This window comes from Labrys okinawensis, from assembly GCF_047345005.1.
GTDB classification, from domain to species: Bacteria; Pseudomonadota; Alphaproteobacteria; order Rhizobiales; family Labraceae; genus Labrys; species Labrys okinawensis.
The window spans coordinates 6,060,867-6,071,935 of sequence record NZ_CP178864.1; the positions used below are offsets into that span (position 1 = coordinate 6,060,867).

At 51.5% G+C, this 11,069-nt stretch carries 9 protein-coding genes and 1 pseudogene; 1 reads left to right on the forward strand and 9 read right to left on the reverse strand.

The annotated features are described in order from the left end of the window. Positions 1-1,409: 1,409 nt before the first annotated feature. From ACMDCR_RS28185 to ACMDCR_RS28195, 3 genes are all read right to left on the reverse strand, one after another. A complete protein-coding gene (locus ACMDCR_RS28185; protein ID WP_413989788.1) occupies positions 1,410-1,541 on the reverse strand; it encodes a hypothetical protein in 132 nt (43 codons plus the stop codon). Between the two features lie 582 nt (positions 1,542-2,123). Continuing rightward, a complete protein-coding gene (locus ACMDCR_RS28190; protein ID WP_413989789.1) occupies positions 2,124-3,203 on the reverse strand; it encodes a hypothetical protein in 1,080 nt (359 codons plus the stop codon). Between the two features lie 316 nt (positions 3,204-3,519). After that, entirely contained in the window at positions 3,520-3,693 is a 174-nt protein-coding gene (locus ACMDCR_RS28195; RefSeq protein ID WP_413989790.1) for a hypothetical protein, read from the reverse strand. 669 nt (positions 3,694-4,362) lie between these two features. Between ACMDCR_RS28195 and ACMDCR_RS28200 the strand changes: the two are divergent. Further along, positions 4,363-4,559 (forward strand): annotated as a pseudogene (locus tag ACMDCR_RS28200) (hypothetical protein); the annotation flags it as partial. Between the two features lie 38 nt (positions 4,560-4,597). Here ACMDCR_RS28200 and ACMDCR_RS28205 read toward each other — a convergent pair. From ACMDCR_RS28205 to ACMDCR_RS28230, 6 genes are all read right to left on the reverse strand, one after another. Continuing rightward, positions 4,598-5,503 carry a hypothetical protein gene (locus tag ACMDCR_RS28205; RefSeq protein ID WP_413989791.1) on the reverse strand — a complete coding sequence of 302 codons (906 nt, stop codon included), beginning with the start codon at positions 5,501-5,503 and terminating at the stop codon, positions 4,598-4,600. Continuing rightward, the gene (locus ACMDCR_RS28210) at positions 5,493-6,545 is read right to left on the reverse strand and encodes a hypothetical protein (protein WP_413989792.1); all 1,053 of its coding nucleotides are present in this window, start codon (positions 6,543-6,545) and stop codon (positions 5,493-5,495) included. Before ACMDCR_RS28210 ends, ACMDCR_RS28205 begins: the two co-directional genes overlap by 11 nt. A 206-nt stretch (positions 6,546-6,751) precedes the next feature. Continuing rightward, positions 6,752-7,642 carry a hypothetical protein gene (locus ACMDCR_RS28215; protein WP_413989793.1) on the reverse strand — a complete coding sequence of 297 codons (891 nt, stop codon included), beginning with the start codon at positions 7,640-7,642 and terminating at the stop codon, positions 6,752-6,754. A 22-nt stretch (positions 7,643-7,664) separates the two neighbouring features. Next, on the reverse strand, positions 7,665-8,582 hold the full coding sequence (locus ACMDCR_RS28220) for a GH25 family lysozyme (protein ID WP_413989794.1): 918 nt from the start codon (positions 8,580-8,582) through the stop codon (positions 7,665-7,667). Positions 8,583-8,598: 16 nt separating this feature from the next. Then, a complete protein-coding gene (locus ACMDCR_RS28225; RefSeq protein WP_413989795.1) occupies positions 8,599-9,525 on the reverse strand; it encodes a hypothetical protein in 927 nt (308 codons plus the stop codon). Positions 9,526-10,832: 1,307 nt separating this feature from the next. Continuing rightward, a complete protein-coding gene (locus ACMDCR_RS28230; RefSeq protein ID WP_413989796.1) occupies positions 10,833-11,036 on the reverse strand; it encodes a helix-turn-helix transcriptional regulator in 204 nt (67 codons plus the stop codon). Positions 11,037-11,069 lie beyond the last annotated feature (33 nt).

The window sequence follows — 11,069 nt, forward strand, 5'->3', positions numbered from 1 at the left end:
GACCCGCCTGTTGGATTGGTTGCACGCTTGCGGCCATACGGACCGGGTAACGAGCCCTCAACTAACCCACAGAGATCGCGATGTATTTTGCTACAATTCCGCTGGGGTCAACGGCTAGGTCTGCCGCATGCCACCGCTGCCAACGGGGTGGATGTCAATCGTCTTACCGGTCCTAAAAAGGGCGCCATCTGGTATTCCTTTCCCCCAACGGTCAGATAGGCCCAGCGAAGCTCAATAGAACAGAGCTATGGTATAATTGAGTTGGCGTGATTAGTTTAGCGTTCGACTATAACACAAGCGCTTCTAGTTTCACTACCATGTATAGTCGAACGATTTACATGCTCCCTCGCAGCCGACGGTAGATTGTTTGAGCTAACGTCTCACTACGTTTGATTAGACAACTTTTTTCACAACTATGTTTTGTTCCGGAACGCGGTGTCTGCTCCATTGGAATACAGTTGCGTACTGCCAAACTGAAATACGATCACACCCTGCGTGACGCCGGCGTGATTTACTCTCATATCTAGATATTTGCGAACATTTACCGGTATTGTTACGGCAAGAATATTTCATTGAAATAAAAATATTCAAGCATTGACGTTGATGTGTCACAAGGCATGACAATATCACATTACGTTTGATGAATTATTGTGAAAGAATGGTAAGATTGGGATTTTCCGACCGTTTAAATGGGCTGATAGCTCCTAAGCTAGACAATCAATAGAGTGCCTATTCAACAAAAGTATGCAAGCCTCCATCTCTCGGTAGTTCGAAATACGACCAAGGAGGAGCATGAAGGGCAGTGGGTTTGACCGGCCGCGAAGCCATTTAGTCACATCCAAACAACCACCCAAATCGCCTGTTTCATGCGTCTCTGTTTGGATGGAGCGTGAGGGGGCAGACATGGGACAGCCTGGTTTCCAAGATCTGGATGAGCTCTCTGGGCGACGCTCGGAGAGCGGCGATCCACTGGTCAAGCTCGGAGCCCCGGTAAATTTCGAACTCTTCAGGCTGCGGTTGAACGCGGCGCTAAGGGCGGGCGCCCGCCCTATGACCCGATGCTGATATTCAAGGTCCCGGCGCTTCAGACGCTCTACACCCTGCCGGACAATACCATCGAGTCCTCGAACCGAGATAGTCGTTCATCGAGCTTCTCGCTCTGGCGAGTATGCAGAACGCGGGTTTAGTTTCTACCCCGACCTGGGTGTTTCGATCTAAGGCCCGTCAGCGCAAAATGCTAGGAAGGAAGTCGAGTGGCGGCAGAATGACAAAGCCCAGCATCCCGGCCGCTCGGATCTTTTGCGGGCTGGGAAAAAGTGATGCTGTATCCTCAAGATTTTTCGCGGCCTGTTTAGAAAGGCCGGGCCTCCTCTTCGAGGCTTGTGGTCAAACCATTGCATATATGCTTTCTATGATCTGGTCTCGTTCGTCTGCAATATTTGAAGCAGCACCGACACGTTTTGAGCTTCAAAGGTGGCCAGCGTTCCAGACGGATCAGGCTCGCGTTTGAGCTTGGTTTCAACGCCAGGACCGTCGCGCATGCGAACTCCAGCGCCCCGGGGCAGCGTTATGAACCGCCCCGGGTTTGCCGGAGGCTGATTTTCTCAAATTACGCAGCGCGGGGCAGTTGCTCCATGGCTGCGTAATAGTTTGCCTCGGCTTCGGCCGGCGGAATATTTCCAATCGGCTCGAGCAGGGCTGAGGATGCAAAATTGCGGGCCGCAGATCGACTGGCGAACCTGGTCGCCGTGTTCTGCATTGTCAGTTGGCGGGACCTGTGGCTAACCATGATGGCGCGCACAGCTCCTGACGCCCCGCCCACCATCGCTTTGACAAACCCGGAAATCACAATCCTCGACCGCCTCGTTAGCAACCCCGGGAACCGAGGTGCAAAGCCAGGAACGCTTCAACTATACCTGACAAAACTTGCACGCCTGGGAGGATACCTTGCCAGGGCTTCTGACTCACCGCCAGGAAACACTGCCGTCTGGCGAGGCCTCAAACGACTAGCCAACATTCAACTCGCCACAGAAGTCAAGACCGCCGAAAGTTATGGGTAATTGCATGCTTCGCCGGAGGCGTACAATTCCAGGTGTGCGTGACGAGGAACGAGTTGGCGTCGATCAGCTCGACGCGCACGGCGGAATATCTTGAAGAATGAAAGGTCTGCTCTCTGGCTTTTGCCCACGCGAAACCGCGAGGAGCCCCGCGTTGAAGTCGGTCAGGGAATGTTGGCTGATAGGAGAGCCCTTTAGCAGCTTCATGCGCTCCGTCACGATTCTTGGATTGCAAGCTGTTGGCGGATTGAACTGACGGATCAAGTATCTTGGATAGGCAAGGATTTCGCCATGCTCGTAGATGAGTTCAGTGTGGAGGCCCTGGCTGTTTTTTCGAAGTCTGCCGGGGGCAACTGTGTCCGTTCCAATAACCATTGATGGGTCAATCGCATAGACATGCCTAATACGATTGTCGCTGTAGGCAGCTAGCTGTGCCAATCCCCCCCCAAGAGAGTGGCCAATGGCGACGATTTCGGTTTTGCCTTCTCGATAGCACGGCGCGGAATCCAGTAGACCCAGATAATTTATGATGTAGTCGTGCACCTGATTGTATTGGTCGTAGCCGGGCAGTTCTCTGCGTAGCCAGTGCAGGTTCGATTCCCAGTCGCCGACATCCCCACTCACCGTTCCCCGGAAGACAATTGCTGCCTCCTTGCAGACCGGGCCGTCTTCGTGAATCCATAATTGAACGCCCAGACCCTCAGCGCTGCTGCCGCGTAACTTTGGACATTTGCCGTGTTCGTCGACCCTGTGCTGGTGGTCCTTGTCGATATAGAAGTAGTCGCAGCCTGCAACGTAATGCCATTCCTTCAGAAGTCGCGCTTCTCGCTCCTCGTCGGTGAGCACAGTCGCAGGTGTGCAATTAGGCATTCCGCCAGAGCTGGAAACAACCCCCTCGCATTGGTAGTGGTCCTCCACAGGACGCCCCGTGTCGTACACTGATCGGATGTAGGCCTGCCTTGCTAGGAGCGAATAGCCTACGATTCTCGCTGCCAGCGGGCCGGCAGGTTTGTAACGGTCGGTCGCATAACTGTCATAACCTTGGGTTCTCACGATCACGCTGCCGGCGGCCTGATAGGGGTGGAACTGGGCGCAGCTAGCCAAGCTAACGAGTGAGGCGATTAACAGAGCTATTGATTTCAGCATGGCAGCCTCGTGCCCCAAGTAATCTAGCTGTCTACGGGTTGTTTTTCACGCTCGCGGGTGAAGGAGTCTGACCCGCCGCCGGTGCTGCTTGATCATCGCCGGTGGGGTTTGGCTCCCGCCTTTGCCGTCCGCCGCGTGGCGGGGGCATGTCTCTGATCTTGCGACCCCGTTGATTGACCGTAGTAGAAGCCAATCAGTACGGTCAGAACGTGCGTTACCGTATTGCAATTGACGGAAATTGGCGGGATTCGTCGAAAGTGAAGAAACAAGTCCGTGCCGTGTTCGAACGGATGCGAACCCTTTTTTTTTCTTTATTTCAATGCACGATTTTCTGGCCTGCAGCTTCTGTGCTGAAGGAGAGGGCAATATCGCTGCCGAGGCCACGGCGAGAATAGCGAACTCGGCGCAGATCGAATGACCAGTTGAAGAGAACCCCGATACTAATAATGATCCTTTGCGATGCTGCTTGTCGAGCGAGAAAAATATACATCTCGCTTCTCCGTCCACAGTGTCCAACGTTTTCATCGCGCAAGGCTCCATTCAAGGCGTCCGCCGAAAAATGGATTTGCCAAATGACTCTTGGAGCAACGAACTCATATCTAAAGAGAGAAGACAAAAGGACGATTACCAGAAACTCACCCTCTGGTGTTAACTGAAATCTCAATGTTACGAGAATGTATTGGCGTCACAAAGTTAATTGGGAAGATGAACTTGACTACCGTGACATAAGCGTGACTCGCTCTTCAAATTAACGAAACTGACAATTGAGAAAGGCTTTACAAAGTTGACTACAATTCTTCGTTGTATTTTATATATCTACCTACACTCTTTGATTGCATACGTGCATTCCAGAGCATCGGTGACCAACTACAGGAAGATCCGCCTTGATGGGATTGAGGCGTATTTTGAATTCTTCCAGGCTAGTTGTAGCCCTTCCCAGATGCACCACTCGCTCTACTCGTGGACCCGACAAGATTCGGGTCTGTGTCGCGTGGTCTGCCCCGTCGACACCGTGGCACAGTCGTCGCCCTTTTCACGGCCGCAAAAGCTGAACCTCCGGAAAAAGTGCACCGCACTCACCAGAGTTCACCGCCCTCCCATTTTTGACGCCACGACAGGGGATGGGCGATCCAGCTGTTGATGTCCAATTCATGCCAATCCGAAGATGAAGGTTCATATGCTCTTGAGCGAAGGCGAGCAGACCTGCGTCGCGCTCGCCGCGTTCCTGACCGAACTGGGGACCGCGCCCCACAAATCAGCTATTGCTTTGGACGATCCCGTCACCTCCCTCGATCATCGGTGACGGAACAACGTGTTTACCGCCTCGTTAAGGAGGTCAAGGTCCGGCAAATTATCGCCGCGCAACGACATGAATCCTAATAAAATGCGGCGTTCTAAAAAAGATAAATTACTACATCCGAAGAGACCGGCCCTTCGCCACCCGCAAAAATTCCAGGAGAAGACGTATCGTTTGGATGCAAGCCAGAGATTGAAGGTGGAAGAAATTTTTGTGCTATTCCAACAACGTCATTCTCGATATCATCCCTCGCCTGCAATCCAAGTTTTCTACCCAGCACAATCGCGGGGATAATGTACGTCGTCCCGGGATTATGTGGATCCACAATATGCGGCGCCGTAAAGGCACGAGGTTTTGGGACCTGAAAGCAGGACGATCGAAGGCCGGCTGCCAGCATTTGTGGATCACGACTAGCCGCGTATGCGATAGATATTTGAATTTGACGATTTCTCGAGCATTCTTGCGCTCGGGAGTTACCCCCGTGTAGCCACAACCCCAGATACCCTGGCGGATTTCCCGTTTTTTGTAGGCGAGGAACCAATAGATGTTTTGGATCAGGCAAAACATCATCAACAATGGCGGCGACATCTGCGGCAATTACTTCGTCGCGCAGCGTGAAATAATCTACTCCGGGCCCAGACTCATCATAATTCTGGTCAATTCCCCCAATGAAATAGCCTGCTCCTTGAAGCGCCTTCACCAATTCTGAAACGTCATCTCCGCCACCATTATTGCCGTCGCCGTGCCCAGTGTGAATGAAGATTTTGTAAAGAGAATTACCAGGTACACCCCCGGCCTGATCAGTTCCGACATTCCCGCTGCGCGAATAGAAAGGTGAAGTTGCCCCGTAAAATATGATGCATCTATCCTCTGTCTGGTGAGAAAGGCAATACTCTGCCGGGTCGTCTTGGGCCTTCAAACGATCGACGCAGGCCTGTGCAATCAGGAGCGCAATTAGTCCAATCAATCTTGGAAGAAGGAAACCACGCATCTCAAGGCTCACCCTTTTTCGTGGCATTGGGATCGTCGGGCTGCCATCGAACCGCTCTATAACCTATCGCGATCGGCCGCGGAAACGTTTTCTTCAGCACAAACTGCGCTCCAGATGAGGTAATCTCTGTCAGAATGCCGTTTGGTGTCGTCGAACTTAAACCCCTTAGTGTCCCATCTGGAGATGCGGGCCCTTTGGCGAGGCCATCGTCGTCCTCGGGCTTGCTGGGCGGCGGTGACACCGCCTTTTTAGCTTGGTCGATTTGGTCCGCTCCATTCGCCATGGCTTTGAGCAATGCTTCATTGCTCTCGTCAACCTTTCTAGTTTCCTCAATGGAGCGTATGAGATAAACGCGGTTTATGAGAGCCACCTCGACCTTGACCGGATAATAATTCCTCCCCTGCGCGTCCGTATCTATCTTTAACACGCTGGGGTTGATGAAGCTTAACTGACGCCGGAGCGAGCTATCGCTACACACATTAGGATGAAACGCGTCCGCACAAAATCGATCAAGTAAGCCAGTGGCTACCAAGCTTGGAATGCCATAGGTTTCAGCCGAAGGTATGTTCATCTCAATCAACTCGTCATCATTATGGGAAGCTCCGAAAAGCCCACCCAACCAAGCAGCAAATCCCCCTGCTAGCACTCGCTCATTTCTTATTGTGAACCCCGGAAAGGCTGCAAGCGCAAGCATACCTCTCACCTTGTGTCCAAGAAAGATTCCATTCTGGTTGATTATTTGAGGCCAGGGATCTTCCTCTTTGCTAGGCCTCTGCGCTGTGTCAGGAAAAATAGGAAGTTGTTCGTATGTCGTCTCCAGGACCGGCTCTATCGCGTCAATATGAAATATTTTAATAGCTTTGTTAAGTGACGGCTCTCCCTTCGTCTCCTCCTCAGGTCGACTATTGTCTTGGGTCATAACCGCTATCACATCGCCTACATAAATATCCTCCTCGGGAGGAAATATTGGATCAATTCCAAGCTTCCCAATAACATCATTCCATTGTGAAATTACACTACCCTGGCCTATGTCCGCTCGCCACATAGGCAACATTACAATGGCCGCGACACACAGTAATAAAGCTGAACTACAGATTATAGTGATCCTCCGTTTGCTTTGTAGGGACCACTGCCAAACTTGACGTGGAAGGTCCATATCTAACCTCAAGATCTTAAACATGCAATCGGGTCTGTCTCTACTCTATTACCGATTACTCGTGATTTGTCGATGGAATAAATGTATTTTCTGTAGTCTATCGTCTATGTTATTGTCAGGGCAGCGGGCATAGTCACTTTAGCACCTCCGTCTTTCGTCTGCAAAACAACGGTCCAGGTGCCAGCAGGGGTACCTGGCGACGGGATTGGAAGATTAAAATGAACAATATCGCTTCCAGACGTGACGTCTGAAGCCAATACTTGATTGTTGCCACTGGTAATTTTCACGGCCGCAATTCCGTCCAAATTTTCACCACCTACCTCGATAGCAACCGGTACCGCACTTCGGGCAACTGTTTGGGGATTTATTCGGCTTGCTGTCGGGCTCGGCAATTTTGAAGTCGAGTCCTTCCCGGTCTTATCGCCCGCAGTCTTGCTTCCAAAGTAAAAGCTAGCGAGCGACGTCACCAGAACACTTAATGTGGTCATCAGTTGCTTCGCGAAATCAACCGCTGCTTGATCTCTCGGCTCCTCAACATATAGGGTGTATAATTTCTGTTTGTCGCCAGAGGCAACGAGCGCCAGTATAATTCCTTTTGACCCATCGCTGTAGATATTAGAAAGTTTATCCTTTGCGGAGTCATCAAGTCCCTCAAACTTCCTAATCAGCGGTGACGAGATGGAATTGTTGAGGTAGACAGCTAGGATTGCGAAGATCGCTATTAACGAAATCGCAATTACCGCCCGAATTGAGCCTTTTGGAAGCGCAAACGCCTCTTCCTTGTCATCAAGCTGCGAGGCCGCAAACAGTATCGATACAAGACATAAGACAATGACTACAGACAGAGTCGCGGCAATAATGAGTATAGAAGTACCCAATTCGCCACTTGAAAAATAGAACACGGCCGCTGCAATCAGCAGGAAAATAACGATAATTACACCGAGCGCCATTAGTACGATTGGTCTTTTTATCGTATCCGTAATTGAACTCGACATCGGATTTCTCCCTTTACTCTATTTAGGAGATCCATTCTTTTCGCAGATCATCTGCCGCCCCGCTGTAATAATTTAGATCACAAGGTTCAGTTATTCCTGCGATTGATCTAGGCTGCGGACCACTCTTGCCATCGGTATACTGCCATAGCCAATAATTCGGCCAAAGCCCCGGATATTTGGGGGTTGGTCCATACTCTGCCCACCATAATCTATATCCACTTAATGCAGCATTCGGTTGAGCGCCAAGCGCTTCCTTGAGATATGCTCCACCATATATGACTGGTTTGCGTTTTGTTTTATCTTCGAGTTGACCAAGAAACGCGACCATATCCGGCAGTGACATAGAGTTAGTTGGATCTTGTGGGTTCTTCTCAAAGTCTACTACCAAAAGAGTGTTAGGCCCAGGAGCTGCCTGCGTCAGAAAGTGCTGAACCTGATCGCTTACATTGCCATTTTCGCAAAAGTGGTAAGCTCCCCAAAGGAGTCCTGCTGCCTTCGCTAGACCGCGGCGCACAGCGTAAGTTGGATCAGTGTAATTCGTGCCTTGCGTGGCTTTTGCGATTACACCTATAACTCCAGCCTCGGCGACAGCAGAAAAGTCAATTCTTTCTACATGGTGCGAGATATCAACGACAAGGGGGCTAAAATGCGCCTCGGCGGCCGGAACTGGTGTTTGTCCACCTAGATTTGGCGCTGGGGTCACCGCGTTACCGGCTGCGGGCGTTGGGGCCACCGCGTTACCGGCTCTGGGTTCTGGTGTCACCTCGTGAACGACGTTGGTCGGACAGGGGGGGTAGACGCTCAAAATGGTAAACTGACCATTGTCGTCGGGGGTTGACGTGACGCTTAATGGCTTCGGAGTAGACGCGTTCGCTTCCTGCATTAAAGCCACGACTTGATCAGCAGGCACAGACGTTATTCTGAAAGTTCCGCAAATCATCGCAGTTTCCTTTTTGCTATTTTATTGCGAGTGCTCGAATTGCTCTTTGCCTGCTTTGCTCAAAGCTGCTACTTGCCAGAAATATATCGATTGGAACTGGTAACCGTCGATCCTGCTGATCACCCTTCATCCAGTTAAAAAGCGCTGCCGACCTGTTGATATCGAGGGTGCCATTGGGGTGAAGCCATAATTGGATTTTAGTAGCGGACATACTTGAAGTAAAAGAAACGTTTCTTACCGCTTGCAATTGCTCCTCTGCTGTGGCCGCGTTATCTGAAGCATGCTGCGTAACGGTGGAGATGGCTGCCGGAATGCTTCCGGCTTTCTTAAGAAGCTCAAGATCGACGTAAGCTGCTGCAAGCGGATAGGCGCTATCAGGAAGCTTTAGCCCCTGTATGATTCCAATCTTGACAGTGGCTCGGTTCGCATCCATCTGCGCCAAAAGAGCTGGCATAGTCCGTTGATAATAGAGGTCCTTGCTCATCGCGCCTTCTGCACCGACGACGGCCGCTGATGCAGCTGAGAGAGCTGCTTTAGCTGCGGCACCGCCGGTTGTTGCACCGACGGCACCCAAGGCGAGTACCGCTAAGTCACTCCCAGTAGAGAGTGCATTCGCGTTACCGTAAAGTGATCGCTCAAACTGGTCGAACTCCAAATCAAAGCTTCGCATTCTATTGAGTACGATGAGATTTCGTAACTGCTCGCGCTTGCTCGGATCAGTTTCTATACCGTACGCCGCGTCTAGTTTTGGATCGAAATAGTTTGCCACGGACGCCCGAACCGCCGGAGTGTTCTCGGGATCATCAGGAAATCCATTTATTGACGAGCAGGAGGCGGTCGTAAGTACCATGAATAGAAGCGTTACGCACGATGCAGTGGGGCGTCGTGGGTTGACTTTGCTGTTTTGTCGTGACACCCACGGCACCCCATCAGAAGGCAACATATCGTTCTCCATCGACTTTGAGAGCCAATGCTGGTGAGTAAACGGTGCACGTCAGATGCGATATAGGCGGGGATTTCTAGAGCGATATTAGGAATGCCGCCGAATGGGCGATATACAGCTTAGACTTATTCTACTTCAGCTTGACTATCGTATTGCAGAATAACGAGCGTGACGGAATCGTGACACAAGTAGAGCTTTAATTAATTTTAGATTTAATGCGTTCATTTGGTAGTATCGTCGGCACAATAGAGGCGATATGATGGCATCATTGGGTTAAAAATGTTGCGTTTTTTTGCATTGCGGGCTTCAAGATTAGTGATCTATTTTAGTGGCGGCAAATCGCTTCTTTTCCTTTGAGTCTTATAGGTACACTTGGAGACCAAACCGTTAACGTATGTACGTTATAATAAGATGGTGGGATATTAGTGTGCTTTCTACTTGACTTTTTGCCCTCGCGCCTCGATTGGTTCAAAATTGCCTGACCTAGGGTTGTATATGCCTGACGTGCTCATCTATTGCGAGCAAATGTTGTTTTGATGGGCGGGAAGTATGGTTTGCTGCGTTGGCATCCGGCGTGGGGCGCAGACTGGCCACAGCCCACATTATCGGACTGACCCGGGGGCCGGACATGAGGAAGACTGGCCTGGAGACAGCTGCAATTTGTTCCGATGATGAACCCGTCGCCTGCCAAGACTGGGAAGCACTTACCGGCGCGTTCAACCCACCGCGAGCTCTATCGCTTTCTGATCTTGGCTGAACTCGGGCCCGCACTTGTCGCATTACCTCAACGAGGATTTTACCGGGCGGGGGTCGTTGCCTCACCTAGAATGTTACCGGCCAGTTCGCCGCCGCCCGCGCCCTCAAGGACAAGGCTGGGGACATGACGCTTCGCCGGAGGCGAAGCTTGGACAACGCTCACGCGTTGCCCACATGCCCACAGCCACAGGAGCAACACACAGGCCTTGTCGCGTGATTGGATAAAGGATCAGAGGCGGCCAGCCTTCCAACCAAAAACTCAAAGCTGTAGCCCCGCTGTTCGGGTCCACTTCACACGTCGTCCAGCGGCAGATCGCGCCGCCAGCAGTGTAGCGTGAACAGTCGCTCCGAATGCCGCACGTTACGCGGATCGGTAACATTCTATTTGAGGCATTCGGTAACAAGATTAACTGAGACAACACGACACGCGCTCACCTTTCCCATCGAGCACCTCAAACGTATCGACGACTGCTACAGCCATCAGCCGACGACAATCGGGAAAGCGATGCATAGAACAGCTGGGACGCTTCATGCGTCGCCCTCACTAGAATTCATCCCTCGCCTTTCGGACGCCACGATATAGGATCGGCGACCCAGTTGTTGATCTCATATTCATGCCAACCGGCGCCGTGGACGCTGATCCTAATCTGAGGCGGGAACGTACCTTCGGCGATCTTGCGGTAGATCGTGGACCGGGACAGCCCGGTCCGAGACAGGACGGTCTTCAAGCGGATGATCCGGTCTGGTTCGCGCATGGCCGCCCTACCTCCTTCTGGATCTTTCTGGCT

What these genes read in the sequence shown, in the direction of transcription:
- ACMDCR_RS28185 (WP_413989788.1), bottom strand. Translation starts at nt 1,541, where the DNA reads ATGCGCGACGGTCCTGGCGTTGAAACCAAGCTCAAACGCGAGCCTGAT.
- ACMDCR_RS28190 (WP_413989789.1), bottom strand. Translation starts at nt 3,203, where the DNA reads ATGCTGAAATCAATAGCTCTGTTAATCGCCTCACTCGTTAGCTTGGCT.
- ACMDCR_RS28195 (WP_413989790.1), bottom strand. Translation starts at nt 3,693, where the DNA reads ATGTATATTTTTCTCGCTCGACAAGCAGCATCGCAAAGGATCATTATT.
- ACMDCR_RS28210 (WP_413989792.1), bottom strand. Translation starts at nt 6,545, where the DNA reads ATGTTGCCTATGTGGCGAGCGGACATAGGCCAGGGTAGTGTAATTTCA.
- ACMDCR_RS28215 (WP_413989793.1), bottom strand. Translation starts at nt 7,642, where the DNA reads ATGTCGAGTTCAATTACGGATACGATAAAAAGACCAATCGTACTAATG.
- ACMDCR_RS28220 (WP_413989794.1), bottom strand. Translation starts at nt 8,582, where the DNA reads ATGATTTGCGGAACTTTCAGAATAACGTCTGTGCCTGCTGATCAAGTC.
- ACMDCR_RS28225 (WP_413989795.1), bottom strand. Translation starts at nt 9,525, where the DNA reads ATGTTGCCTTCTGATGGGGTGCCGTGGGTGTCACGACAAAACAGCAAA.
- ACMDCR_RS28230 (WP_413989796.1), bottom strand. Translation starts at nt 11,036, where the DNA reads ATGCGCGAACCAGACCGGATCATCCGCTTGAAGACCGTCCTGTCTCGG.